The sequence below is a fragment of the Roseibium sp. MMSF_3247 genome (genome assembly GCF_030733765.1).
In the GTDB taxonomy this organism is placed as follows: Bacteria; Pseudomonadota; Alphaproteobacteria; order Rhizobiales; family Stappiaceae; genus Roseibium.
This window is the reverse complement of record NZ_JASHII010000001.1, coordinates 992,996-1,018,227: the sequence shown is the minus strand read 5'-3', so window position 1 is coordinate 1,018,227 and position 25,232 is coordinate 992,996. Positions and strand designations below refer to the sequence as shown.

Below are 25,232 nucleotides of genomic sequence, written 5' to 3'. Positions count from 1 at the left end.
GCGTTTAAGCGGACTCAGGTTTCGCTGCCTCTCGGTAGCGCCTCGAACGCGAAACCTGAAAAATTCTGAATTCGATGAAACGCGACACGCTCTAAAGCAGGCTGTCGGGGATCTTCTGTTCTGCGGCCGTGTTCGCCCGCCGGAAGATGAGCGTCACCAAGGTCGACGTGATCACGATGAACAGGGAATAGAGCGCCGCCACGGCCATGATCCCCTGCTGCTCGTCGCTTGGGAAGGTCAGGGCGATGATGGCGACAGCCAGCGGTCCATTCTGAATGCCGGTCTCCAAGGCGATTGTCCGAACATTGCGTGGATGGAGCTTCAAGGACCGGGCGAAGAGATAGCCGACCAATATCCCGAAGACACCGAGCATGATCGCTGCGAAATAGGTCGCCGGTGTGGTTGTCAGAAGGAATTGCCAGTTCCGCGGGATCCAGGAGATCGCGATGAAGGCGATAAAGAACAAGGCCAAGGCCGATCCGAAGAACTCCGTCACCGCTCCGATATTTGCACTGATTTTGCGCAAACCCATGCCGATCGCGACAGGGACCAACAGGATCACCAGGGTTGCGATGATGTTTTCCCGCGGGATTTCGAGATCCAGCGCCGTGGCGTAGATCACAAGGACAATCGGAATGAGGATGACGCCGAACACGGTCGAGGTCACCGTCATGAGTACGGAGAGTGCCAGATTACCTTTGGAGAAATAGGCAAAAATATTCGATGTCGTGCCGCCCGGCATACAGGACATGATCAACAGCCCGATTGCAATCGGCTCGGGCAATGCCAAAGCCAGTGTCATCAGGAAGCCGATGAACGGCATAAAGCCATATTGTGAGACAACGCCAACGGCGAGACCATAGGGCCGGCGCAGTGCCAGATAGAAGTCGCGCGGGGTCAGGGACGCGCCCATTCCCAGCATGATGACAAAGATCATGGCCGCCAGAAGCGCCTGTTCAAATGCTCCGACCATGTAGTGTTACTCCGCCGCCTGCAGCTCTTCTGCGCGCAGGTCTTTTCTGAGGATCTTGCCAACGTTTGATTTGGGCAGGTCGTCCCGGATCTCAACCCGTTTGGGCACCTTGTACGCTGTCAGGTGCTCCTTGCAATGAGCCCGGATCGCCTCTTTGGTCAGGCTCTTGTCGTTCAGAACAACATAGGCCTTCACCGCTTCTCCAGTGGTGTCATCCGGAACGCCAATTACGGCAGCTTCGAAGATACCGGGATGCAAGGCAAGGCAGTCTTCGACCTCGTTCGGGTACACATTGAAGCCCGACACGACAATCATGTCCTTCTTCCGGTCAACGATGTAGAAGTACCCATCCGGCTCCATCACGCCGATATCACCTGTCAGAAACCAGCCATCCCGCATGACGATCGCGGTCTCTTCCGGCTTGTTCCAATATCCAGCCATGACCTGTGGGCCTTTGGCGGCGATTTCCCCGCGCTCGCCCTGCGGCACCGGGTTGCCGTCATCGTCCACACAGCGCAACAAGGTGGACGGCAGCGGTATCCCGATTGAACCGTCCCGCGTCTTGCCGATTGGGTTGAAACTGAGAACAGGTGAGGTTTCGGTCAGCCCGTAGCCCTGCAGCACCGGCCGGCCTGTCACCTCCTCCCATCTCCGAGCAACATCTGCCTGCAAGGCCATGCCGCCGGCAGAGGAAAACTTCAGATATTTTGGCGGGCTGTCGAGAAACCACGTCTCGTTGCACAGACCGTTGAACAAGGTGTTCACCCCGCTCATCCAGGTGATCTTGTAATTCTCAAACGCGCGTTTGAGATTTGTCAGCGGCCGGGGATTCGGGATCAGAATGTTCCGCGATCCGATCCAATAAAAGGCAAGCAAATTCAGCGTGAACGCGAAGATATGGTAGAGTGGAAGGGCTGTCAGAGCGACCTCCTCACCTCGTTGCACCGCCGGACACATCTCCAGCGATTGCTCCATGTTCATAAGCAGGTTCTTATGGGTGAGCATCGCGCCCTTCGCAACACCCGTCGTCCCGCCGGTGTATTGCAAGCAGGCCACATCGTCGGGCTCGACGGACTGGTGATAGGCATCAACTTCGACATGGTCGCGGGTTTTGTTGTCCCGCCCCGCGGCGAGCGCTTCCGGAAAACGGATATGCGGGACTTCGATTGGTTTGACCGACCGGTCCCAGTACTTTTGCACCAACCCGATGATGCCGCGCGGCAATGAAGGCAAAAACTCCGCAACCCGCGTGACGATAATGTTGGGGATCGGATGTCCCTTTGTTGCAGCCGGGATCTTGTCGGCAAACATATCGACAATCACCAGCGCATGCGGTTCCGCATCCTGGAACTGCCGCGCCATCTCCTCAGCCGTGTAAAGCGGGTTGACGTTTACCAGAACACAGCCGGCCTTGAAGACCCCAAAGGCAGCGATTGGAAACGACAGGCCATTTGGCATTTGCAACGCTACGCGGTCGCCCTGTGCAAGTCCTGCCACTTCCCGAAGATAGACCGCAAAGGCGTCTGACATTTCATCGACCTGCTCGAAGGTCAAAGTGCCGTTCATGCCATTGTGCATGCAGGTCGTGAAAGCCGGGGCAGACTTGAAAGTGTCTGCTGCAGACCGGATCAAGTCACTGATCGTGCGGTAGGATGCGGCCTCTATATCGGACCGCACATCGGGCCCATAAAACGCGGTCCACGGACGATCGCTTGATGTCATTGCTTCCCCCCGGCATTAACGCCTGCTCCTCAAACAACCTTCAGTTGCCTCCTCAAGCACTGAAGATTGTGCCTCAACCATAGATGCGGGACGGCCTTAGTAAAACCCCGTGACGCAAGGGCATAGGCAAAGTTTTTTATTGGGAGAATTGACGAATGACACAAGTCTTTAATTGACAGAGCCGAACAGCGAAAAATGCCGCCTCCCGAATTAAAGCATTGGGAGGCGGGCAGACGCTGTTTAACAAGCGCGTTATTTCAAGCGTGAAAGAAATTGACCGACCGGTCCGTCAGCGCGCACCAATCCAGAACGGCTGATCCTTGGTGGCGTTCCGGTACCAAGCCACTATCGCGCGCCGTTCGCTCTCTTCCATATGAGACACATTGGCCGGCGGCATGGCGTTGGTCACGCCAGCCTGCAGGTAAACCTGCTTGGCCGAGCGCACAACATCTGCTTCCGTCTCCAGAAGCACATATTTCGGTGCCCAGTGGATCCCCTCGTAGAAGGGCTCCCGTGCATGGCACATGGCACAGCGCCCGGGCACGATCGCCATCACCTCTTCAAACCCTTCGGCATTGGCAAAGACCTGCTCGGTCCTTGTCAGCGGACGCGCTTCGGACGCTTCGTAGGTGTCGTGCTGAAGCGGAGCCATCGACAGCCAGATAACACCGAGGAACAGAAGCGCGGTTACCAGCCATGTCCAGGTCGGATTGCCGGTTCCGGCATGGTTGGAGTTGAAGTAGTGCCGGATGGTGACGCCCATCAGGAAAACAAGCGCTGCAATCACCCAGTTGTATTCCGAGGCAAACGCCAACGGGTAGTGATTGGACAGCATCAGGAAGATGACTGGCAGAGTCAGGTAGTTGTTGTGTGTGGACCGCAGCTTGGCGATCTTGCCGTATTTCGGATCAGGCGTTCGGCCCGCTTTCAGGTCCGCAACGACGATTTTCTGGTTCGGAATGATGATGAAGAAGACATTCGCCGACATGATGGTCGCCGTAAAGGCGCCCAAATGCAGCATGGTGGCCCGGCCGGTGAAGACCAGATTGTAGCCATATCCCATGACGACCAGCAGCGCGAACAGGAGAACCATCAATAGGGTCGGATTGTCACCGAGCTTCGACTTGCAAAGGAAGTCATAGACAAGCCAGCCGATCGACAGGGATGCTGCGGAGATCAAGATGCCCTGCCAAAGCGCAAGGTCCGCTTTTGCCGGATCGATCAGATAGAGCTCGCCGCCGACCCAGTAGACCATCATCAAGAGGGCTGCACCGGACAACCAGGTCGCATAACTCTCCCATTTGAACCAGATCAGATGTTCCGGCATGTTGGCGGGCGCGACCAGGTATTTCTGGATATGGTAGAAGCCGCCGCCGTGGACCTGCCATTCTTCACCATGCGCGCCGACAGGCAAATGCGGCACTTTTCTAAGGCCCAGATCAAGGGCGATGAAGTAAAACGACGATCCGATCCAGGCGATCGCGGTGATGACGTGAAGCCACCTGACGGCAAACATCAGCCAGTCCCAAATGATGGCGATATCCAGCATTCCAATCCCTCCAAAAACTTTGCCATCAACCTAGTCGATCATCCAATTTTCTGGTATCCCGACATAATCCAAGCAGTTTCAAAAAATCCGGAACAATCGCCAAAATGGCTTACCTGGAGAATATCCGCACCTTTTTACGTGTCTACGAGCTCGGTAACATGTCCGCGGCCGCAAGGGACCTTAGAATTTCGTCTGCGGTCGCGTCGTCCCGGATTTCTCAACTGGAAGAACACCTGAATGTCCGGCTGTTTCAGCGCACGACCCGCGCCCTGAGCCCAACCGAACAGGGCAATATCTTTTACCGCGGCGCAACAAAAATAATGGAAGCGGTGGAAGAAGCGGAAGCGGAAATCACCAACATGACCCGCTCACCACGCGGGACACTGTTCGTGGCCGCTCCCATCAGCATGGGGCAAAGCCTGATTGCCCCAGCCATTCCGACCTTCAAGGCAGACCATCCGCTGATCGATATCCGGTTGCGTTTGTCTGACCGGAAGGTGGACCTGACAGGCGAAGGCCTCGATGCGGCGTTCTTTTTGGGAGTTCCGGAAGACTCGAACCTGAAGATCCGCAAGATCGCCGATTGTCAGAGAATCCTCTGCGCTTCGCCGGACTACATTGCCAAGACGGGACAACCGGCATCGAGCGCCGACTTGTCGACAGGAAAATTCGACTGCCTGAACATGCGCTATCCCGGCGCGCCGGAATTTCAGTGGCCCCTTGAAACACCTGAAGGTGTAAAGCGCATTCCGGTCAAAGGCCCTTTTGAGTCCGACCACGGCGATGTGCTCACCGCCTGGGCGCTGGAAGGTCATGGCATCGTCCTCAAACCGGTGTTCGAAGTTGCAGAACACTTGAAGTCCGGTCGCTTGGTTCAGGTTTTGGAGAACGAACCACCGATACCCGTTCAAATGGCATGCCTTTACACCCACCGCCGCCGCCAGGATCCTAAAGTCCGCCTCTTTATCGATTTCATGGTTGCACACATTCAGGACGAACTGGCCAAAACGCCTTCAGTTTGAAGCTGGAACTGTGAAGCACTTTCAAGAATTATCGAAAACCAATTACCCGTGCGCTGTTTTATAAGACCGGAAAGCTTGGAGGTCTGTCTTGAATCGCTATCCCCGCAATCTTCGTGGTTATGGTCCCACGCCGCCGAACGCAAACTGGCCGAACGGTGCCAAGGTCGCTGTGCAATTCGTTCTGAATTATGAGGAAGGCGGCGAGAACTGCGTCCTTCACGGCGATCCCGCGTCTGAAGCGTTCTTGTCAGATATTCCGGGTGCCGCCCAATGGCCGGGTCAACGCCATTGGAACATGGAATCCATGTATGAGTACGGCGCGCGCGCCGGTTTCTGGCGAATCCACCGGCTCTTCACCGGCGCAAACATCCCGCTGACGATCTACGGTGTTGCATCCGCGCTCGCCCGCAATCCGGAACAGGTCGCGGCCATGAAGAGCGCCAGCTGGGAAATTGCCAGCCATGGTCTGAAATGGATCGAACACAAGGACATGGATCCGGAAACGGAGCGCGCGGCCATTGCGGAAGCGATCCGTCTCCACACGGAAGTGACAGGTGAACGTCCGCACGGCTGGTACACCGGGCGCTGCTCGGAAAACACGGTCCGGCTGGTCGCTGAAGAAGGTGGCTTTGACTACATCTCCGACACCTATGACGATGACCTACCCTATTGGCTTGAGATCGGCGGCAGGCAACAGCTGATCATACCCTATACGCTGGAAGCCAATGACATGCGCTTTTCCGTATCACCGGGATGGAGCAGCGGTGAGGATTTCTTCGAGTACCTGAAAAACGCGTTCGATGTCCTTTATGCCGAAGGCGAAGCGGGCGCGCCGAAGATGATGTCTATAGGCCTTCACTGTCGCTTGATCGGCCGACCGGGCAAGATCGCTGCCTTGAAGAAGTTTATCGATTACATCCAGAGCCACACCGACGTTTGGTGTCCTCGCCGGATCGAGATTGCTGAGCATTGGGCCAAACACCATTCGCCGCAAGCCTTTGAGCGGCCGAGCCAGATGGATCGCGGCACGTTCGTTGCCAGATTTGGCGGCATCTTTGAGCACTCACCCTGGATTGCAGAACGAGCGTTTGATCTGGAACTCGGCCCAGCGCATGACTGTGCGGCCGGGGTCCACAATGCGCTCTGCCGCAAGTTCCGGACCGCTAGCGCAGGGGAGCGTTTGGGCGTATTGACCGCACACCCGGACCTTGCCGGAAAGCTGGCAGCGGCTGGACGCCTCACCGCAGAAAGCACCAGCGAACAAGCCGGTGCAGGTTTGGACATGCTCACCGACGACGAGCGGGAGACCTTTACCAAGCTCAATTCCGACTACGTCGCCAAACACGGTTTCCCATTCATCATCGCTGTCCGTGATCACAGCAAGGCATCCATCCTGGCTGCCTTTCACGAGCGGATCGGCAATGACCGTGAAACGGAATTTGCTGAGGCTTGCCGACAGGTTGAGCGGATCGCGGAATTCCGCCTGATGGATGTTCTGCCATGACCCATGTTCTGACGCCCGCGCCACTGACAGCTGAGGCCTTTTCTGCCTATGGCGATGTGATCGAGGTTTCCGGTGAGCCGAACAAGATCATCAATCAAGGCATGTGCGGGCGTCATCATGATCTGGCAAAGGTTGATTTTGGCAACGGCCGCGCCGGGATCAGCCTCTTTGACGCAAAGGCTCGGACCTTTCCCTACACGGTCGACATGGTCGAGCGGCACCCGGACGGCAGTCAGGCATTTGTTCCACTGGACTGTGTTCCGATGCTGGTGATTGTCGCCGAAGACCAAGACGGCGCGCCGGTCAATTTGAAAGCCTTTGTCACCCAGCCGGGGCAATCCATCAACCTTCACCGAGGCACGTGGCACGGAGTCCTTGCCCCAATCGAAAAACCGGGCCGCTATATCGTCGTCGACCGGATCGGGGATGGCGCGAACCTGGAAGAACACTGGTTCGATACGCCCTGGATCGTTGAAGCGGTTTGACCTACCGGGCCGCCATGATGCGCGCCATGTCGATCATCCGGCAGGAAAAGCCCCATTCATTGTCGTACCAGCCGAAAATGCGGACCTGACGGTCCCCAACGGCAAGCGTTTCCGGCAGAGCAACAACCAGAGACTCCGGCCGGGCACGCATATCGGTCGAGACGACATGATCGTTCGTAAAACCGACGATTGAACTGCTGTCAAAGATCTTCTGGAGCTGCGCGTTGACGTCGTCTTCTGGCGGCTCTTTCAACGTGAGCGTAACGTCTATTGCCGAGACACTGATCGCGGGAACTCGCACGGCAGCCCCGCTGACTTTGCCGTCCAGCTGCGGCAGAACAACGCCCAAGAGCTTGGTCGCACTGGTGGTCGTCGGAACCATAGACACACCGCCTGCCCGGCTGCGCTCCATCGGCCCACGCGGCGCATCCACCATCGGCTGACTGCCGGTGTAACAGTGCACCGTCGTCATGTGACCGGTTTCGATGCCGATCGCATCATCAATTCCGCGTAAGAGCGGAGCCAAGGCGTTTGTTGTGCAAGACCCATTGGACACAATCGTGTGGCTGCCGAGCTGGTCTTCATTCGCCCCGAGCACCAGGGTCACATCTGCGGCAGCAGACGGTCCGGAGATCAGCACATTGCGGGCTCCGGCCTTGAGGCCCCGGGACGCAACATCTCTGGTATCTGCCCGCCCGGTGCATTCCATAACCACATCCACACCTGACAGGTCGAACCCGGAAATGTCCGGAGCACACGTGAACGGGATTTTACGCCCGTCCACGATCAGGCTGTCATCAGTGTGCTCAACGGACCCGGGATAAGGACCGAAGACGCTGTCGTACTTGAAGAGGTACGCGCAAGTCTCGAGCGCGGCGATGTCATTGATCTGCACCACATCAATGGAGTGACCAGCTGGCAACCGCAGTATTTGGCGCAAGACAGTCCGGCCAATACGGCCGAACCCGTTGATGACGATCCGCATGTTACATGTCCGCTATGATGAAGAGCAGCCGGAACACCCGGCATGGCCGGGTTAATACGGCCCGGCTAATGCAGCCGGACCGCAGCCTTACTTTTATCAATCCACGGCTGTCTGTCTCGAAAAACATTGTCCTTAGAGACAATTATGGGAAATGGCAGGCAAATGCCCTACCTCTTCCCATTCCGTCTGACGCAGATGTTTAGAGCGCCATATGCCGATTGACGTCCTTGTAGAGAAGGTACCGGAATGGCCCCGGGCCGCCGGCATAACAGGCTTGAGGACAAAAGGCCCGGAGCCACATGTAGTCACCGGCCTCTACTTCGACCCAATCCTGATTGAGCCGGTAAACCGCTTTGCCTTCGAGCACATAAAGCCCGTGCTCCATCACATGGGTCTCGGCAAAGGGAATAACCGCCCCCGGCTGGAAGGTGACGATGTTGACATGCATGTCGTGCCGCAAGTCCTTGGGATCGACGAAGCGGGTCGTTGCCCACTTGCCGTCCGTTCCCGGCATTTCAATTGGCGCGACATCGTCTTCATGGGTCACAAAAGCCTCGGGAAAATCCAGACCTTCGACAGCTTCATAGGATTTGCGTACCCAGTGAAAGCGCACCGGATTGGTGCTTTCATTCTTGAAGGTCCAATCCGTCTCGGGCGGCAGGAAGGCATAACTCCCGGCGCGCAATTCATGGCGCGTTCCCTCGACAGTCAGAACGGCCTCGCCCTCCACAACAAAAAGAACACCTTCAGCATCGGGGTCCGTTTCCGGGCGCTCTGAACCGCCACCGGGTGAGACTTCCATGATGTACTGCGAAAAGGTCTCGGCAAACCCGGACAATGGGCGGGACAGGACCCAAAGACGCGTCTCATCCCAAAATGGCAGATAGCTGGTTACGATATCGCGCATGGTCCGGCGCGGAATGACGGCATAGGCGTCTGTAAAGACGGCCCTGTCAGTCAAGAGTGTTTCCTGCCCTGGATGTCCGCCTGTGGGCGCATAGTACGACTTCGGCACTGCCATTCTTCCCTTAAATTCAGTTGCAAACGGAAATATGGCCTTCAACTGCCTCATAAGCCAGAGGGGAAAGAGATCAGCAGTTTTCGATTTTTCAAGAAAATGGGATGATTACGCTTCGCAACAAGGATAATGCCTATTTTAGTTCCGCTTCGGGCGCCGTTTTCCAATCGGTCAAAGAGGTTCGTTGACGCGATACACCATGTTCCGTCTTGTTCCAACGGTAAGGTGCTGAGGCCAATTCCCAGACGGCTCTGTAAAAAGCGAGACCCGCAAACATCCAGTAGATCAAGACGCCCGGTGCGTCGAGCAACCGGATGCCATGCCCGCGCCTGCGGGCACCTGTCCACAAAGCAAACAAAGCGCCCGCATAGCCAGCGGCCGCACCTGATACAAACATCACGGTCAGCACAATATTGCCGAAGAAATAAGTATGGTCGTAATACCCAAGGAGAGTGCCGGTCAGGAGAACCAAGAAAACCGGATGTAGTGCGATCAAGAGAAAAGTGCCGAGGAACAATACCGCCAAAACGGCTGTTCTGACCGCTCCCAGATCGCTCAGTAGCCGTCTCGGTGATCGGGCATGAACGAAAATTGTCTGCAGCCACCCTTTGTGCCAGCGGGCGCGCTGGGCGAGCCAAGCCCTCAAGGTAACCGGCGCTTCTTCCAATGTCTGACACGGCAAGACACCGAGCCGGAACCCAAGCCGTTCGAGCCGGACGCCGAGATCAGCGTCTTCGGTCACGTTGTACCGGTCCCACCCACCAACAGCATGTAATGCACTGATGCGGAAGTGGTTGGAGGTCCCACCCAGCGGAAACGGCCAACGATGCCTGAACAACCACGGCAACAACTGGTCGAACAAGCAGGCATATTCAAGCGCGAACTGGCGGGAGATGAAGGTCTCGTTGGCGTTATCGACAAGCAATCGCGCCTGCAGGCAAGCGAGCTCGGCCGGTCCTCTAGCAAACAGGAAAGCAGCCTTCTTCAGCTGGTCAGGGTCCGGCCGGTCTTCCGCATCGAAGACAGTCACATAAGTTCCGGTGGCTGCTGCCAGACCGTAGTCCAACGCGCGTGGTTTCGTCCGGGGTGTCCCGTCCGGCACCACCAAGGCTTCAATGTGAGACGGCAGATCTTCAGGAAGGGCTGCTGCGGTTTCAAGATCGTCCGTTTCCATTAGAAGAAGAATCTGAAGCCGGTCGCGCGGATAGTTCAGTGCGTTCAGGGCCCGTAGCAGATCCGGAACAACACCTGCTTCCCTATAGAGCGGAACAAGAACCGTATATCTCGGCCAAATGATCAGCCCGGAGCTTAAGGGTTCCGGCAAATGGTAGACCAAGTCTTCCTCTTGAGAAGACTGTGCGCAAACAAAGCGGATGATCCCGGCTCCCAAACAGGCCAGCGAAACGACGCCGGTTACAACAAACAACAAAGCCCCGGAGATCATCTGGCTGACACCCAGCACAAAGACAGCGAGAAAACACAGGATCAACAGGACCGCCGGCAACCGGATATGCCGCGCCGAATAAGACGGAAACCGGATTTCCAATTCTCCGGCCGGTGAATTGGATACATGGGACGCATATTCGATTGCGGCGGGGGTCGTAATCCGGATTTGTTTGGCAAGTACCGGATGGCGTTCCAAATGGCGGCGGACAGCGAGAAACTGTCCGGGCTCCGGAGCGATCGCATAAAGCGCCTGATTTCTGTAAAGCGATAGAAGGGTCGGACCGAACTCCGCCTCCCCTATGGCCAACGGCCGATCGTTCAAGGTGCGCAACCGAAACCCGTTTTCCGGCAAAAACGGTAGATTGCAGAGTTCTGCAAAGGCGCTGTAAAGACACTCCGTAGTGACAATGGCGTGGCGAAGCAGATACTCTTCGAACGGGACGTCATGAACTTGGGCCGCGTCATGAGCCGCTGTTAAAACCGATCGGGGAACGCCACGTGACAACAGGATTTCAAGAACACCCGGCAGACTGTCCTGCATTTCCGTTCCCCCCGCATACTCGATACACGCACTTCTGCCGTAGGGGATCATCAATAAACGAAGCTGAGTTGCTGCCCCCCGGCAAACGGGTATTTGGTGTTACTTTCGTATTTTTAGTTGCATTACTATTAACTATAATCGCTATGGTTGCAACTTCTGATTTAGCTCGGGCAGATCAACCGGAAATCATCGTTCCAAATTTCTGGGATCACAAAGCTGTTTTTGACCGGCCGAACAACATCCCGGACACAATCCAGTTTCTTGCAACGGATAACTTCCCGCCCTTTGTGTTCCGCGATCCGCAAGGCCGCTTGACAGGGTTCAACATCGACTTGTCCCGTGCCCTATGTCAGGAGCTCGCAATCTCCTGTGCGTTGAAAATAAAGGACTTTGAGGTCTTGATCCCGGCCTTGGAGGAGGAAGAGGGAGACGCAATCATCTCAGGCCTTTCCCGGTATTCGCCGCAGGCCCGCGATCTGACATTCACCGACGATTACATGAAACTGCCGGCCCGTGTGATCGTTTCTAACTCAGCGGATAACGACTTCGGCGATGCTCCCGAACCCGGCCAAACAGTCGCGGTCCAAGCCGGAACCCGTTACGAAGCCTTTGCACGCAAGTTCTGGCCCAGCGCCGACATCCTGAACTTCCCGTCCACCGCAGAGGCACGAGAGGCCGTAAAGGATGGGACGGCAGATGCTCATTTTGGTGACGGTCTCAGTCTCTCGTTCTGGCTGCGCAGCCCGGCCGCAGAAAACTGCTGCCGCTTTGCCGGTGGTCCCTGGTTGGAGCCGGGTTACTTTGGGGAGGGTATGGCGATTGCTACGCGGAGCGGTGATACCGAGCGGGCCGCAGCATTGAACTATGCCCTAAGGCAGCTGCACCAAAAGGGCGTCTATCAGGAACTGTATCTGCGTTACTTTCCGCTCAGTTTCTACTGACTTTCCGATGTCTCGGGACGCCGTCTGGACCTCAGAAACGGAATAGCCAGACTGAACGGCAAACTGTGCGCTTTCGGCGTGAGTTCGGGTCCAAGACCGAGCTCCATGCCATCGTGCCCCCGCTCAGGCTGCGGCACATAGGTTCCGAAAATCCGATCCCATACGGAAAGATTGAAACCGTAGTTCGAGTCCGTCTCGCGGCGCTCAACCGAATGATGTACCCGGTGCATGTCCGGTGTCACGATGACAACTCTCATGACTCGGTCGAGCCATCCCGGGAGCGAGGCATTGGCATGATTGAAAAGTGCTGCGCCATTCAACACGATTTCAAAAACCAGCACCGCTTCCACCGGTCCGCCGAGCGCGACTATAACCGCACCTTTCCAGACAAACGAGAGCAGGATCTCAATCGGATGAAACCGAAGTGCGGTGGAAACATCGACCTCAGCATCTGCGTGGTGCATCCGGTGGATGCGCCAGAACAGCGGCACCTTGTGAGACGCCCAGTGCTGGAACCAGACCGCAAGATCCAGAATAACGAAGGTCAGCAACCAGGCCGCAACGCCCGACCAGCCGAGCCAGCCGAACAGGCCCCAGCCATTGTCGAAGGCCAGCATCGCCAAACCAACACCACCAATTGGAAAGATGAACCGAACCAACGCTGCATCAAGAACGACGAGCGCCCAATTGGTCGGCCAGCGTTTGCTCCGCCCGAGTGGTTGCTCCCGCTTTGGCAATGCGAACTCAATAGCCGCCATAAGGCCAAATATTCCCGCAAAACAGGCCAGCCGGATTGTGTTCGTATCCAGACCTTCCAGTAATCCAGCCGTCTCCACCTGCACCTCGCATCCCTGACTTGCTTTCCTTGCCGAGCATATGTAGTGCACGGACACGATTTCCAGCAATTCACATTCGCGCGGCACAGCAGACAAAACCATGGCTAATTTTCTTTGGACCCGGCCGGACACAGACCCCGTGGCAACACTACTCCTGGCACATGGGGCCGGCGCGCCGATGGATTCCACGTTCATGGAGAAGCTTGCAGGTGCGCTCGCCGAAAACAGGATTGCGAGTGCACGGTTCGAATTTGCTTACATGGCTGGCCGCAGAACTGGCGGCCCAAAGAAACCACCGCCGAAAGCCGACAAGCTGATCGGTGAGTTCCAAACTGCCCTGCAGAAGCTGATGAGTGAAGCAGAAGGACCGCTTCTGGTAGGCGGAAAATCCATGGGCGGTCGGGTGGCTGCCATGTTGTCCGGTGGCGGTTCCCTGCCCGCCCGGGTTAAGGGTGTCTGCTGTTTCGGTTATCCGTTCCATCCCACAGGCAAGCCGGATGCCGAATGGCGACTTTCCCCTCTTCAGGACGCCAAGCGCCCGGTACTAATTCTGCAGGGAGATCGCGATCCCTTTGGCAATCAGGCGGAAATTGATGCCATCACTCTGCCCGATGCTGTCGCGCTCAGGTATCTGGAAGACGGCAACCACGACTTTGGTCCGCGTGGCAAATCGCCCGCAACGCTTGATGGCAACATCCACGCTGCCGCTCAAGCCGTTGCAGAGTTCGCAGCCGGGAATTGACACTACTCGGCGGGAGTCAATCCACGTCCGGTCCCAGCAGATGGTGGCATGGGCCTCTGGCGCAGATGGATAAGACCGGCGATATCGTCGCCAATCTTCAGTAGAGCTGGCACCAGCACCAAAACCAGCGCTGTTGCCGTTGCCAAACCGAACACGATCGTGATGGCCATGGGCAACAGGAACTGAGCCTGCAAGCTGGTCTCAAACATCAGCGGCAACAACCCGCCGATGGTGGTCATTGAGGTCAACAACACGGCCCGCAGACGGTCGCAACTTGAACTGATTGCAGCTGAATCCAGGTCTTCGCCACTCTTGCGCCGTTCCTCGAAACGAGCGACCAAAATGATCGAGTTGTTGACCAGGATCCCGGCAAGTCCGAGCAAACCGATCATGCTGAGAATGGTGAGCTTAAAGCCCATCAGGTAATGGCCGACAATTGCACCGACGATGCCAAATGGAATGATCGACATGACAACGAGCGGCCTGGAATAACTGCCGAAGATCGCAGCAAGGATGATGTAGATCCCGGCAATTGCCATCAGAACACCGGTCAGGAGCTCGGAGAACGCATTCGCCTGCTCCTCTGCCCGGCCCGCAAAGGAATACTCCAGACCGTAGCTTCTGGCGAGATTGGGTAGGAAAGCCTCCTGAAGCTCGGCAATGATCTGGTTGTTCGACGTCACCGTGCTGTCGATGTCGGCGACAACGGAGACAACCGTCTTGCCATCCCGGCGCAGGATCACCGAAAAGCCTTGCGCATCGGTCAGGTTGACGACTTCTGTGAGCGGTACGAATTCACCGCCCGGTGTTCGCAAGGACAACTGCCGCAAGGCGGCCGTACCGTCGACATCGATCTGCTGGCGAACCCGAACGGTCACCTCTTCATCGCCTTCAGCAAACCTCCGGGCGATGTTGCCCTCAAACGCATTGCGGATCTGCCGGGCGGCGCTTTCGACCGTGAACCCGAGCGCCCGTCCGCGTGGCGTCAGCTCAACCAGCAGCTCCGGCTTGCCATAAGGCAAATCATCCTCAACGCCGCTGGTCCCCGGGAAGGCAGACAATTCCTGCTGCAGCTCCCGTGCTGCCGCCTTCAAATCCTGAAGCGATGCGCCGGTCAGACGGATATCCAGATCCCGCCCTGGAGGGCCGCCTCGGCGTTCAGCAATCGCAACGCGGGAGATGCCTGGAATCTCCGGAACGGCTGCCCGCCACGCATTCACAATGGCCGGCGTCCTGACAGCTCGCTCCTCGGACCGGCTGAGCTGAACGGTGATGTTTGCGACATTGTCCCCACGGTTGTTGCCCGCAACACCAAGCGTTGCGTAGGTCGCAACGACAAGGCTCGAACCAGCGCCGCCGGTGAGCTCCGCTTCCGCTTCTTTCAGGGCGTCCTCAATCTTGATGATTCCGGCGATTGCCTGATCTTCCGGAATGCCCGCATGGAAAAAGATTGAGGCAGTCAGGTTTTCCGCTTCTGGCGACGGAAAGAATGTAAAGCCCACACGGCCACCCCGGACGAGCCCCACAGCAAGCACCATGGCCGCAACCGCGACCGCGAAGGTGACATACCGCCAGTTCACCGCGACCTTCACAAAGGCATGGAAGGGATAATCGCGGACCCAGTTGAAGCCAGCGTCAAACCCGCGGCGGAACCAGCTTGGCTGTCCGCTGCGACGGGACCCGGCCCGTGATCGGCGCATGACACTCAGAAAAGCTTCAAATCCGACTGCAAGTGTAAAACAGACTGCGACAACAATCGCCTCGAACGGAACCAAACCGACGGTTTCCTTGAGGGCGCGCAAGGGATCATCGATCACATCCAGGAACGGGGGAACCGACATGTCCGGCTGGTTGACAAGCGCGCTCAGGAACAACGCCGGCGCACCCGCAAGAAGGACGACGCGCCACCAGTTCCAGCGCGGCCGGCTGCCGAGAGCATGCGACAGGTGGCCCGGAAGGATCATGAAACATTCGATCAAGGATGCAATGACAACAGCGACCACAACGACGGGCAGCGTTCCCATGATTTGACCGAGCACATCACTGATCAGGAGGATCGGCACAAAGGCCGCAATCGTCGTCAGGCTTGCAGCAAAGATCGGCGCCAGCATCGTGCTTGCCCCGTTGACAGCCGCATCTTCAGGACTGTCACCCATGGCTTGCCGGGTCGCCGTATGCTCGCCGACCACAATCGCATCATCAACAATCACGCCGAGCATCATGATAAGGGCGAACATGGAGATCATGTTGATGCTCTCGCCCATCAGCCACATGATCCCGAGCGTTGCCATCATGGCGACCGGAATGCCGGCTGCCACCCAAAGCGCGATCCGTGCGTTAAGAAACAAGAACAAAATCCCAACCACGAGCACGAGACCAGTGAGCCCGTTTTCAACAAGCAGGTTGATGCGGCCCTTCACGGCGTCGGCGCGGACATCGTATTTCAGGATTTCGAGTGACTGCGGCAGCTGAGGCGTGATTTCTGCCAAATAGTCATCGACGATCTGCGCTGCCTTCAATGTGTCGGTGGTCTCGGCTCGAAGAATGTCGAGCTCAATTGCGCGTGCGCCTTGAGAAAAACCCTGGTTTTCGCTTTCGTCAAAATCCCGGACGACCGTGCCGATATCCTCAACCTTGGTCTTTTCGCCCGATGCAAAGGACTTCACCTCAACGCGGCCGACAGCCTCCGGAGATCGACCCTCAGACAAGGCCCTGATCTGCCGTTCAACACCTCCGTCGAGATTGCCGGCAGGCAAATCAACTGTGTTTCCGGCAATCTGGGTAGCCACATCCGAAACGGTCAGATCCAGCCGGCGGAGTTCGCGTTCCGGTATTTCAACGAGATACTCCGGCGACCGGTAACCCTTGAGCTCAACCTTGTCGATGCCACGGGCGAGCAGGTCATCGCGCATCTGCCGCGCAAAGACTTTCAGCGCCTGCTCCGGGAACGGACCACGCAGGGCAAGCGTTGCCACGCCGTCTGTAAAGTTTGCCGCCGATACGACGGGCGTTTCGGAATCCACGGGAAGCGTCGTGACCGCAGAGACGGCCTGTTCGACATCCGACAATGCCTTTTGCATGTCGGTGCCTTCGAAGAATTCCATCCGCACCGAGGCGCTGCCCTCGCGGCCGTAGGACGTCAATTCCTTCATGCCATCGATGAACCGGAGTTCGGGCTCGATAACTTCGAGAATGTTGGACGAAACGTCCTCCGCACTGGCTCCCGGCCAGGCAACCGAAACGGAGATGCTGTCGATCTTGACGGTTGGAAAGAACTGCGTATTCAGCTTCGCAAGGCCGTAGGCGCCAAAAAGCACCATGATTGCCATGATCAGGTTGGCTGCATTCGGGTGCCGGACCAGAACTTCCATGATGCCGCGGGGTTCCATTGGGCGCGCCATGTCGTCCCCCCTTTACTGCGAAACCGCAGCAGATTGATCTGCCGGCTCAGCAACCTGGTTCACAGCCGGTTGCTCAGCGTTCACATCGCTGACCAGCAGTCCTTCGCCAGCTTCCGGGATACGCGTCACCAACAAGGTTTCACCGGAGTTCAGGTCACCGCGCACGAGTATGAAGCCGTCGTCAATTGCAAGTGCGTTCACTGATCTGGCCTGAAGGCGATTGTCTTCAACGACATAGACAGTACCCTGGCCATAATAAGCTGTTTCCGGGATGCGAAAGCTGTTGGCGTAGGTTCTGTCCGGAACCGCCACTTCGACGAAGGCACCCGGCCGCAGCGGAACTGCCGCTCCCGATGCATCAATGCGCGCTATCAGATCAACGCCGCCCCGGTCGCTTGCGACATCCGCTCCAATCCGCGTAACTGTCGCCGGATAAGTGACAGGCTGATCCCCGAGATTCCAGATCACGTCGACCGGGCGCCCGACAACTGTACCGCTGTCTTCGAGCAAGCGGCCGTACTGGTTGTCCGACAGGGTCAGCCGGACTTCGAATTCGCTGCTGTCGTAGAGGGATACGATTGCATCATTTACGCTGATGAGACGTCCCGGCTCGGCCGCTGACGAACGCACGATCGCATCAAATGGTGCGGTAAGGACAGTGTTCTCCAACTGGCGCTGAGCGTTTTCAAGGCGCCATTCCAGGCGCTCGACAGTCGCCTTTTGCTGAACGACCTTTGCTTCTTCCAAAGCCAAAGTGTTTTCAGACCGTTCAACGCTTTGCTGGCGCTGGGACACGATCAGCTTACGGTCGTCAACGGTTCGCTCTGTTGCCGCACCACGTCCAAGAAGCTCCTCTGCCCGCTCCAGATCCCGTTGGGCAAACTCCAGCTGTTCTCCGGCACGAACCAGATTGGCCTTTTCAAGCGCAACACGGCCCTCGTTTTCCACCAGTGCGGCTTGCGCTTCAGCAAGGTTGGCACGGGCTTCAGTCACGGCCCCTTCATAGTCGAAACGATCAATCACAACCAGGGTATCGCCGCGCTCGACTTTACCGCCCGCCTTCAAGTCTGGATGAACTTCGACAATCTCGCCGCCGACCAGCGCCCGCAAATCGACTTCCCGGCCAGCCTGGGTCTGGCCGTAAACGGAGATCAACGGCGCATAATCGCCTTGTTGAACTGTGGTGGTTTCAACCGCATAACTTTTTTCCTGAACGGGCCGTTTCGGCACGTCCGGGCGGGTTGCGATGAGCTGGTTCATGCCCTTGAAGGCACCAAAGAGAATGGCAAACGCCAAAGCCGTTTGAAGCAGCGCTTTCAGAACCAGCTTTGTGCGCTCCATCGGTGTCCGTGTCCGGCCTGCTGGCGGAAGAACTTCAGGACTTGGCGGCTTGCCGGTTTCCGGTTCAACGGACTGCAACATACTCAAGCTTTCTCACAGGTGCGAATGCGACGGCTCTAAACTATACGCGAACCGTGGGCATAAGATTACTTTGCACCGCAAAAAATCAAGGTTTTCAGCGCAGAAACGCGCTCTTCAGGCCGGAATTCGTGTATCCAAATGTATCAACGGATACAGTCTGCAGGCCAGATGTCACCGGCCTGCAGTGTATCCTCAGCGGTCAAATTCGTATGTGGTGCTGCAGAATTCGCACGTAACAACGATCTTGCCATCAACTGTGACTTCTTCCACTTCGTCTGCGCTAAAGTTTGCCAAAACATTGGCAACTTTGTCGCGCGAGCAACGGCATTTATCGGCAATCGGCTGGGCATCGAAAAGCCGCACGCCGCGCTCATGAAACAACCGGTAGAGCAGCGTTTCGACGCTGACTTCAGGGTCTGTCAGCTCCACATCCTGGACCGTATCGACAAGTGCCTTGGCTTCGACCCAGGCATCATCTTCGTCAATTTCGTGACGCACGGTTCCCGCCGGCGCATCACCCGGGTCAATGTCCGCCTGACGCATCCGTTCCGGCGCTTCAGGCAGAAACTGGATGAGCAAGCCACCGCCTGTCCAAGATTTGACCGGCACGTCTCCGTCCTGTCGGGTGTAGAGTTCACCGACAGCCAAACGGACTTCGGTCGGGATCTGCTCAGATCGCTCGAAGTACCGGCGCGCGACTTCTTCCAATGAGATACCATTCAGCTCGACCAAGCCCTGGTAGCGCTGCATGTGCTTGCCCTGATCGATGGTCATCGCCAGATGACCATGCCCGAGCAGCGCCTCTGGCGTTGCAGCACCGGCATCGATCAACCCGGCAACACGTTCTGCGTCGAACGTTGCGCAAGCACGGATCGCGTCCGGCGTTTCAAAATCGACGACCAGCATCGACACCGGACCTTGCGTCTGGGTCTGGAGTGTAAACCGCCCGTCAAACTTCAGAGAGGTTCCGAGCAGGCTTGTCAGGACAATGGCTTCCGCCAGAAGCCGGGATACCGGCTCCGGATAATCATGGCGTCCAAGAATTTTCTCAAGGATGGGGCCAAGCGCAACACTGCGCCCGCGGACATCCAGTCCTTCCACGGCAAAGGGCCGGACAGCGTCCAGCCCTGCGGGCTTGATGCCCAGTTCTTCCAAATTTAATGCCACTTTGGCTACGCCTTAAGCTGCGCCGAAACACCAGGCCAAAATGCCCTTTTGAGCATGGAGCCGGTTTTCGGCTTCGTCAAACACGACAGAATTGGGACCGTCCATGACCTCGTTGGTGACTTCCTCGCCGCGGTGTGCCGGAAGGCAATGCATAAACAGTGCATCACCATTTGCCTCCGCCATCAGACGTTCATTTACCTGATAGGCACTCAGCAGGTTGTGACGGCTTTCGGCGTCGTCGTCGCCCATCGACACCCAGCAATCGGTGACGACACAGTCGGTCCCTTTGACAGCCTCATATGGGTCGTCGGTGACCAGAATGGAACCACCCTTGGCACGGGCGGTCTCAATCAAGTCCTGAGGCGGGGCCAGTTCGGCCGGTGTCGCGATGCGCAGTTCGAAATCCAGACGCGGTGCGGCGTGAACCCAGGACGCCAGAACATTATTGCTATCGCCGGTCCAGGCAATGCTGCGCCCGGAGATGCCACCACGATGCTCTTCGAAGGTCATGATGTCTGCCATGATCTGGCACGGATGCGAGATCTTTGTCAGGCCATTGATCACCGGAATGGTCGCGTTTTCAGCCAGTTCATTGAGAGCTTCGTGGTCCAGGATCCGGATCATGACGCCGTCGACGAACCGGGACAGCACCTTCGCCGTGTCGGCGATAGTCTCGCCTCGGCCCAGCTGCATCTCCGCACCGGTCAGCATCAAAGTCTCACCACCGAGTTCACGCATTCCAACATCAAAGGAAATGCGGGTCCGTGTCGATGGCTGCTCGAAAATCATGGCCAGAACTTTGCCGGCGAGCGGCCCCTCACCCCGGCGAACGCCGTTGCGGTTTGCCTTGATCTTCTTTCCGGTTTCCAGAATAGCGCGCAGATCATCGCCCTCGAATTGGGTCAGATCCAGGAAGTTTTTGTACGCTCCGTTGGCGGTCATTCGGCCGCTCCTTCCAACAACTTTTTCTCAACGGCGAATGCAGCCTTCTCCAGCCGATCAACCGCATCGGAAATCTCTTCTTCCGAGATGGTCAGCGGCGGCAGGATCCGGACAACGTTGTCACCGGCCGGGACCGCAAGAATGCCCGCTTCGCGCGCGGCGGCGACATAGTCTCCCACCGGCGCGGTGCACTTGATGCCCAGCATCAGACCATTGCCCCGGACAGCCTCGAACACCTTCGGGTGGCTATCGACCAGCCCGGAAAGCTTTTGCTTGAAGGAGAGGCCCTTCTTTTGAACCTCTTCCAAAAAACCATCTGCAAGAATGACGTCCAAAACCGCATTGCCAACAGCCATGGCCAGCGGATTGCCACCGAAGGTCGTGCCGTGGGTTCCGGGTGCCAGCGCGGACGCAACTTCTTCGGTCGCAAGACAAGCGCCCATCGGGAACCCACTGCCTATGCCCTTGGCGACGGCCATCAGATCCGGATCAACGCCAGTCCACTGATGCGCGAACATTTTTCCGGTCCGGCCGACACCCGTCTGGATTTCGTCAAAGATCAGCAGGGCTCCGGTTTCATCACAAAGCTTACGCAGAGCGCGCAGGAATTCGTAGTCGACTTCCCGAATGCCGCCCTCGCCTTGGATGGGTTCGATCGCGATCGCTGCGGTTTGCGGACCGACCATGGCTTTCAAGGCCTCCAAGTCCCCGCTGGGCACCTGATCGAAGCCCGGGGCCTTCGGTCCGAAACCTTCCAGATATTTCGCCTGGCCACCTGCTGCAATCGTGCCGAGTGTCCGGCCATGGAAAGCGCCTTCAAAGGTCACGATTTGATACCGGTCCGGCTCATTGCGGTCATAGTGATAACGCCGGGCACACTTGATAGCCGCTTCCATTGCTTCGGCGCCGGAATTCACGAACAAAACCTTGTCTGCAAATGTTGCATCGGTGAGGCGCTGCGCAAGCCGCGCGCCATCCGGCATCTGGTGCAGATTGGAAATATGCCAGAGCTTGGCCGCCTGATCTTGAAGGGCCTGGACCAGATGCGGATGAGCATGTCCGAGCGAATTTACCGCGATCCCGGACCCGCAATCGAGAAATCGTCGGCCGTCACTCGTAACAAGCCAGACACCTTCCCCGTGATCGAATGACAGGTTCGATCTTGCGTAGTTTCCAAAAAGCGCGGACGCGGACATACCTCTTTAGTCTCCTTTGGCCGCCGGAAGCGCCACTGGTATCGGACCGTCGGAACTCCGGGGCATCACCTTTAATAAAGGCCAAAAACGCAATGTGCCGCCAAAGCGGCGGCACGTTGCAAGATCCTTATACACTGCCGAGGTCCCCGCCTGTCAATGGAAATGGCCATTGCCCGGGTTCGGGCTGTTTTATGTAAAAGTCTCAATGACCTCGCATCTGTTGGGGAAAAGTCCGTTCATCCCCAACTCACTGCAGCCTGACGGTTGCTTCACAAATTAACGTTATTGTAACCTTTGACTAATCAGACACGACATCTCGTGCGGCGTATCAAATAGAGGCACAAGATATGCCATAATGGACTTGCGTTTGCGTGTCCAATAACGGGATTTTGGCCAGTCACTGGCCTTGGCAAGGGGTGCGGCAATGAGTTGGACGAACGAACGGGTTGAGCTTTTGAAGAAGCTCTGGGGTGATGGTTTGAGCGCAAGCCAGATTGCGGGTGAGCTTGGCGGTGTCACACGGAACGCGGTGATTGGCAAGGTACACCGGCTTGGTCTTTCCGGCCGCGCAAAGTCTTCTTCCTCAAGCGCGAAACCGCGCCGTCCGCGCACAACGGCCAACCCGTCGTCTCAATCGGCACCGAAACGTCCGCAAACACAGCCGCAGACCCAAGGCTCCGCAGCGTTGAAGATGGAACCGACACCGGCCCCGGTCGCAGAGGTTCAACCCGTTGCAGAACCGATCGCTGACGTTGTTCCAATGTCCAAGCGGGCGACCATCCTGACGCTAACTGAGCGCACCTGTAAGTGGCCGATCGGCGATCCGGCGACAGAAGACTTCTACTTCTGCGGTCAGGTTTCCGAAGCCGGGGTGCCCTACTGCCCCTACCACTGCAAGATTGCTTACCAGCCGGTCGCTGACCGCCGCCGGAGCGCCAACAACAAGACCAGTGTTGCCCAGGCCTCCTGATCTCGAAATACCCAAGAAAAAGCCCGCCGATTTGGCGGGCTTTTTTGTTTGTCTTGAAAGTCTCGATCAGGCTGCCGTGAACTGGTCGTTGAAGGCATAACCAGCCCCGCGCACCGTGCGGATCGGGTCTTTCGCCTTGCCCTTGTTCAGCGCTTTGCGCAGCCGGCCTACGTGAACATCGACCGTGCGTTCATCCACATACACATCGTGCCCCCAAACACCATCCAAGAGCTGTTCGCGTGAAAAGACCCGGCCTGGTGCGGTCATCAGGAATTCCAGAAGGCGAAACTCTGTTGGCCCCAAATGGATTTCCTTGGTGCTGCGCCGGACGCGGTGTGTTTCCCGGTCAAGTTCGATATCGCCAGAGCGCAGCATCGTGGACACCACCTCCGGGCTTGCCCGCCGCAAGATCGCGCGGACACGCGCCATCAGTTCGGGCACTGAGAACGGTTTGACCACGTAGTCGTCCGCTCCGGTCGACAGGCCTCTGATGCGCTCAGCTTCCTCGCCGCGCGCCGTCAGCATGATGACCGGCAAGCGCTCGGTGTCTTCGCGTGCCCGCAGGCGCCGGCACAGTTCGATTCCGGAGAGTCCGGGCAACATCCAGTCCAGCAACAAAAGGTCCGGCTGGGTTTCCCGGAGGCGGATTTCCGCCTCGTCGCCGCGGACACAGGTCTCGACGGCGTATCCTTCAGCTTCCAGATTATACCGCAACAGAAGGCTCAACGGTTCTTCGTCTTCGACGATGAGGACCTTCGGCATGAATTCTCGCTCCAATTCCCTCAGCCGGCACTAAAGCGCCGGCTTACAGTTCCTGCTTCACAGCCCGCTCAGGCTGGCTCTGGCAACTCACATAGCGCCGGTTTCATCAACCTTGGTGCGGTCTTCCGGAAGCCGCTCGCCCGTCACCATGAAGAAGACGTTTTCGGCAATGTTGGTGGCATGATCGCCGATCCGCTCGATGTTCTTCGCACAGAAGAGAAGATGGACGCAGGAGGTGATCACCCGTGGATCTTCCATCATGTACGTCAGAAGTTCGCGGAACAGAGAGGTGTAGATCGCATCGACTTCGGCATCAGCTTCCTGCACGTGGCGCGCAGCCTCTGCATTGCGTCCGGTGTAGGCATCCAGAACCTTTTTCAGCTGCCCGAGGGCCAGCTCGGTCATGTGCTCGACGCCGATTGCCAGCTTCTTGCTCTGAATGTCGTTGTCGATTGCGATTGCCCGCTTGGCGACGTTCTTTGCAAGATCGCCAACACGCTCCAGATCGTTCGCGATCCGGCTGGCGGCTGTGATTTCACGCAGATCCTGCCCCATTGGCTGACGGCGCACGATCATTGCAATCAGGCCTTCCTCAACGTCCTGGTGCAGCGCATCAAGACGGCGATCCTGATCAATCACGCGGCGCGCCAAATCGGTGTCGCCGGACACGAGGGCGGAAACGGCTTCTGCAAATGCTTTTTCTGCAAGACCGCCCATTTCAGCGATCCGGCCGGCCATGACGTTCAATTCGTCATCATAAGCCGTGACTGTATGTTCAGACATCCTGTGTCCCTTCGAAAAAATGTGCGATCCGGTCAACCGAAGCGGCCGGTAATGTAATCCTGCGTACGCTTGTCCACCGGGTTGGTGAAGATATCCTGTGTCGGACCTTCTTCAACCAGAATTCCCAAGTGGAAGAATGCAGTGCGCTGAGACACGCGGGCGGCCTGCTGCATGGAGTGCGTTACGATCACGATCGTGTAATTCTCGCGCAGCTCGTCGATCAGCTCCTCAACCTTGGCGGTCGCGATTGGATCGAGAGCGGAACACGGCTCATCCATCAGGATCACTTCCGGGCTGACGGCAATCGCGCGGGCAATGCACAGACGCTGCTGTTGACCACCGGACATGCCAGTTCCAGGTTCGTCGAGACGATCCTTGGCTTCTTCCCAAAGACCCGCCTTTTGCAGGCTGGAGGCCACGATGTCATCAAGCTCAGCCCGGTTCCGGGCCAGACCGTGAATGCGCGGGCCGTAGGCTACGTTATCGTAAATCGATTTCGGGAACGGGTTCGGCTTCTGGAACACCATTCCGACCTTGGCGCGCAACTGCACCGGATCGACTTTCGGATCGTAGATGTCTTCGCCGTCAATCTGGATGGAGCCTTCGACCCGGCAGATATCGATCGTGTCGTTCATGCGATTGATGGTCCGCAAGAATGTCGACTTTCCGCACCCGGACGGACCAATGAAGGCCGTGACCGAACGCGGCTGGATTTCAATATCCACATCCTTGATCGCGTGCGTGTCGCCGTAATAGACCTGCACTTTGTTGGCTGAAATCTTGCTGTCGGTCATATCTGTCGCCTGTTCAATTTTCGGCATGTCA

Annotated in this window: 21 protein-coding genes; 6 read left to right on the top strand and 15 right to left on the bottom strand. The window is 57.3% G+C overall.

The features are described from left to right. Positions 1-91: 91 nt before the first annotated feature. The 3 genes from RBB44_RS04590 to RBB44_RS04580 all read right to left on the bottom strand — a co-directional run bounded on the left by RBB44_RS04590 (position 92) and on the right by RBB44_RS04580 (position 4,244). Positions 92-973, bottom strand: a complete 882-nt coding sequence (locus tag RBB44_RS04590; RefSeq protein ID WP_209177033.1) for a bile acid:sodium symporter family protein — start codon at positions 971-973, stop codon at positions 92-94. Between the two features lie 6 nt (positions 974-979). Beyond that, positions 980-2,695, bottom strand: coding sequence for an AMP-binding protein (locus tag RBB44_RS04585; protein ID WP_306149498.1), 1,716 nt, complete (start codon positions 2,693-2,695; stop codon positions 980-982). A 289-nt stretch (positions 2,696-2,984) separates the two neighbouring features. Further along, the gene (locus RBB44_RS04580; protein WP_306149499.1) at positions 2,985-4,244 is read right to left on the bottom strand and encodes a urate hydroxylase PuuD; all 1,260 of its coding nucleotides are present in this window, start codon (positions 4,242-4,244) and stop codon (positions 2,985-2,987) included. Between the two features lie 104 nt (positions 4,245-4,348). Here RBB44_RS04580 and RBB44_RS04575 point away from each other — a divergent pair, with 104 nt between their 5' ends. From RBB44_RS04575 to RBB44_RS04565, 3 genes are all read left to right on the top strand, one after another. Further along, positions 4,349-5,266 carry a LysR family transcriptional regulator gene (locus RBB44_RS04575; RefSeq protein WP_306149500.1) on the top strand — a complete coding sequence of 306 codons (918 nt, stop codon included), beginning with the start codon at positions 4,349-4,351 and terminating at the stop codon, positions 5,264-5,266. An 88-nt stretch (positions 5,267-5,354) separates the two neighbouring features. Then, positions 5,355-6,770, top strand: coding sequence for an allantoinase PuuE (puuE, locus tag RBB44_RS04570; protein ID WP_306149501.1), 1,416 nt, complete (start codon positions 5,355-5,357; stop codon positions 6,768-6,770). After that, the gene (locus tag RBB44_RS04565) at positions 6,767-7,255 is read left to right on the top strand and encodes an ureidoglycolate lyase (RefSeq protein ID WP_306149502.1); all 489 of its coding nucleotides are present in this window, start codon (positions 6,767-6,769) and stop codon (positions 7,253-7,255) included. Before puuE ends, RBB44_RS04565 begins: the two co-directional genes overlap by 4 nt. Before the next feature lies 1 nt (position 7,256). Here RBB44_RS04565 and RBB44_RS04560 read toward each other — a convergent pair whose 3' ends face one another. The 3 genes from RBB44_RS04560 to RBB44_RS04550 all read right to left on the bottom strand — a co-directional run bounded on the left by RBB44_RS04560 (position 7,257) and on the right by RBB44_RS04550 (position 11,245). Continuing rightward, positions 7,257-8,240, bottom strand: coding sequence for a type I glyceraldehyde-3-phosphate dehydrogenase (locus RBB44_RS04560; protein WP_306149503.1), 984 nt, complete (start codon positions 8,238-8,240; stop codon positions 7,257-7,259). A 199-nt stretch (positions 8,241-8,439) separates the two neighbouring features. Further along, positions 8,440-9,261, bottom strand: coding sequence for a bifunctional allantoicase/(S)-ureidoglycine aminohydrolase (locus RBB44_RS04555; protein WP_306149504.1), 822 nt, complete (start codon positions 9,259-9,261; stop codon positions 8,440-8,442). Positions 9,262-9,391: 130 nt separating this feature from the next. After that, a complete protein-coding gene (locus RBB44_RS04550; protein ID WP_306149505.1) occupies positions 9,392-11,245 on the bottom strand; it encodes a glycosyltransferase family 2 protein in 1,854 nt (617 codons plus the stop codon). Between the two features lie 143 nt (positions 11,246-11,388). On the opposite strand from RBB44_RS04550, the gene RBB44_RS04545 reads away from it, so the two are divergent. After that, entirely contained in the window at positions 11,389-12,186 is a 798-nt protein-coding gene (locus tag RBB44_RS04545) for a transporter substrate-binding domain-containing protein (protein WP_306149506.1), read from the top strand. On the opposite strand, the gene RBB44_RS04540 is transcribed toward RBB44_RS04545, so the two are convergent. Next, on the bottom strand, positions 12,180-12,944 hold the full coding sequence (locus RBB44_RS04540) for a sterol desaturase family protein (protein ID WP_371932301.1): 765 nt from the start codon (positions 12,942-12,944) through the stop codon (positions 12,180-12,182). The two genes, RBB44_RS04545 and RBB44_RS04540, sit on opposite strands and share 7 nt — an antisense overlap. A gap of 178 nt (positions 12,945-13,122) precedes the next feature. Here RBB44_RS04540 and RBB44_RS04535 point away from each other — a divergent pair, with 178 nt between their 5' ends. Continuing rightward, the gene (locus RBB44_RS04535; protein WP_306149508.1) at positions 13,123-13,764 is read left to right on the top strand and encodes an alpha/beta family hydrolase; all 642 of its coding nucleotides are present in this window, start codon (positions 13,123-13,125) and stop codon (positions 13,762-13,764) included. 2 nt (positions 13,765-13,766) lie between these two features. On the opposite strand, the gene RBB44_RS04530 is transcribed toward RBB44_RS04535, so the two are convergent. The 5 genes from RBB44_RS04530 to RBB44_RS04510 form a co-directional block, all read right to left on the bottom strand. Further along, positions 13,767-17,165 (bottom strand): efflux RND transporter permease subunit, encoded by a 3,399-nt coding sequence (locus RBB44_RS04530; protein ID WP_306149509.1) that lies wholly within the window; start codon positions 17,163-17,165, stop codon positions 13,767-13,769. A 12-nt stretch (positions 17,166-17,177) separates the two neighbouring features. Next, positions 17,178-18,587 carry an efflux RND transporter periplasmic adaptor subunit gene (locus tag RBB44_RS04525; protein ID WP_306149510.1) on the bottom strand — a complete coding sequence of 470 codons (1,410 nt, stop codon included), beginning with the start codon at positions 18,585-18,587 and terminating at the stop codon, positions 17,178-17,180. A 192-nt stretch (positions 18,588-18,779) separates the two neighbouring features. Beyond that, complete coding sequence (locus tag RBB44_RS04520; protein ID WP_306149511.1) at positions 18,780-19,754, bottom strand: Hsp33 family molecular chaperone; 975 nt, start codon at positions 19,752-19,754, stop codon at positions 18,780-18,782. Positions 19,755-19,766: 12 nt separating this feature from the next. Next, positions 19,767-20,696, bottom strand: coding sequence for an ornithine carbamoyltransferase (gene argF / locus RBB44_RS04515; RefSeq protein WP_306149512.1), 930 nt, complete (start codon positions 20,694-20,696; stop codon positions 19,767-19,769). Next, a complete protein-coding gene (locus RBB44_RS04510; RefSeq protein WP_306149513.1) occupies positions 20,693-21,892 on the bottom strand; it encodes an aspartate aminotransferase family protein in 1,200 nt (399 codons plus the stop codon). Before RBB44_RS04510 ends, argF begins: the two co-directional genes overlap by 4 nt. A gap of 424 nt (positions 21,893-22,316) precedes the next feature. Between RBB44_RS04510 and RBB44_RS04505 the strand changes: the two genes are divergently transcribed. After that, positions 22,317-22,862 carry a GcrA family cell cycle regulator gene (locus RBB44_RS04505; protein ID WP_306149514.1) on the top strand — a complete coding sequence of 182 codons (546 nt, stop codon included), beginning with the start codon at positions 22,317-22,319 and terminating at the stop codon, positions 22,860-22,862. A gap of 66 nt (positions 22,863-22,928) precedes the next feature. Here the strand turns inward: RBB44_RS04505 and phoB are convergent, their stop codons facing one another. From phoB to pstB, 3 genes are all read right to left on the bottom strand, one after another. Next, on the bottom strand, positions 22,929-23,624 hold the full coding sequence (phoB, locus tag RBB44_RS04500; RefSeq protein ID WP_040451610.1) for a phosphate regulon transcriptional regulator PhoB: 696 nt from the start codon (positions 23,622-23,624) through the stop codon (positions 22,929-22,931). 87 nt (positions 23,625-23,711) lie between these two features. Next, positions 23,712-24,407: a phosphate signaling complex protein PhoU gene (gene phoU, locus RBB44_RS04495; RefSeq protein WP_133948073.1), complete on the bottom strand. Its 696-nt coding sequence runs from the start codon at positions 24,405-24,407 to the stop codon at positions 23,712-23,714. A 32-nt stretch (positions 24,408-24,439) separates the two neighbouring features. Continuing rightward, complete coding sequence (pstB, locus tag RBB44_RS04490) at positions 24,440-25,228, bottom strand: phosphate ABC transporter ATP-binding protein PstB (RefSeq protein WP_286189813.1); 789 nt, start codon at positions 25,226-25,228, stop codon at positions 24,440-24,442. Positions 25,229-25,232 lie beyond the last annotated feature (4 nt).

Coding starts and splice junctions, on each gene's coding strand:
- RBB44_RS04590 (WP_209177033.1), bottom strand. CDS start 973: ATGGTCGGAGCATTTGAACAGGCGCTTCTGGCGGCCATGATCTTTGTC.
- RBB44_RS04585 (WP_306149498.1), bottom strand. CDS start 2,695: ATGACATCAAGCGATCGTCCGTGGACCGCGTTTTATGGGCCCGATGTG.
- RBB44_RS04580 (WP_306149499.1), bottom strand. CDS start 4,244: ATGCTGGATATCGCCATCATTTGGGACTGGCTGATGTTTGCCGTCAGG.
- RBB44_RS04575 (WP_306149500.1), top strand. CDS start 4,349: ATGGCTTACCTGGAGAATATCCGCACCTTTTTACGTGTCTACGAGCTC.
- RBB44_RS04565 (WP_306149502.1), top strand. CDS start 6,767: ATGACCCATGTTCTGACGCCCGCGCCACTGACAGCTGAGGCCTTTTCT.
- RBB44_RS04560 (WP_306149503.1), bottom strand. CDS start 8,240: ATGCGGATCGTCATCAACGGGTTCGGCCGTATTGGCCGGACTGTCTTG.
- RBB44_RS04555 (WP_306149504.1), bottom strand. CDS start 9,261: ATGGCAGTGCCGAAGTCGTACTATGCGCCCACAGGCGGACATCCAGGG.
- RBB44_RS04550 (WP_306149505.1), bottom strand. CDS start 11,245: ATGCAGGACAGTCTGCCGGGTGTTCTTGAAATCCTGTTGTCACGTGGC.
- RBB44_RS04545 (WP_306149506.1), top strand. CDS start 11,389: ATGGTTGCAACTTCTGATTTAGCTCGGGCAGATCAACCGGAAATCATC.
- RBB44_RS04540 (WP_371932301.1), bottom strand. CDS start 12,944: ATGGCGGCTATTGAGTTCGCATTGCCAAAGCGGGAGCAACCACTCGGG.
- RBB44_RS04535 (WP_306149508.1), top strand. CDS start 13,123: ATGGCTAATTTTCTTTGGACCCGGCCGGACACAGACCCCGTGGCAACA.
- RBB44_RS04530 (WP_306149509.1), bottom strand. CDS start 17,165: ATGGCGCGCCCAATGGAACCCCGCGGCATCATGGAAGTTCTGGTCCGG.
- RBB44_RS04525 (WP_306149510.1), bottom strand. CDS start 18,587: ATGTTGCAGTCCGTTGAACCGGAAACCGGCAAGCCGCCAAGTCCTGAA.
- argF (WP_306149512.1), bottom strand. CDS start 20,696: ATGACCGCCAACGGAGCGTACAAAAACTTCCTGGATCTGACCCAATTC.
- RBB44_RS04510 (WP_306149513.1), bottom strand. CDS start 21,892: ATGTCCGCGTCCGCGCTTTTTGGAAACTACGCAAGATCGAACCTGTCA.
- RBB44_RS04505 (WP_306149514.1), top strand. CDS start 22,317: ATGAGTTGGACGAACGAACGGGTTGAGCTTTTGAAGAAGCTCTGGGGT.
- phoB (WP_040451610.1), bottom strand. CDS start 23,624: ATGCCGAAGGTCCTCATCGTCGAAGACGAAGAACCGTTGAGCCTTCTG.
- phoU (WP_133948073.1), bottom strand. CDS start 24,407: ATGTCTGAACATACAGTCACGGCTTATGATGACGAATTGAACGTCATG.
- pstB (WP_286189813.1), bottom strand. CDS start 25,228: ATGCCGAAAATTGAACAGGCGACAGATATGACCGACAGCAAGATTTCA.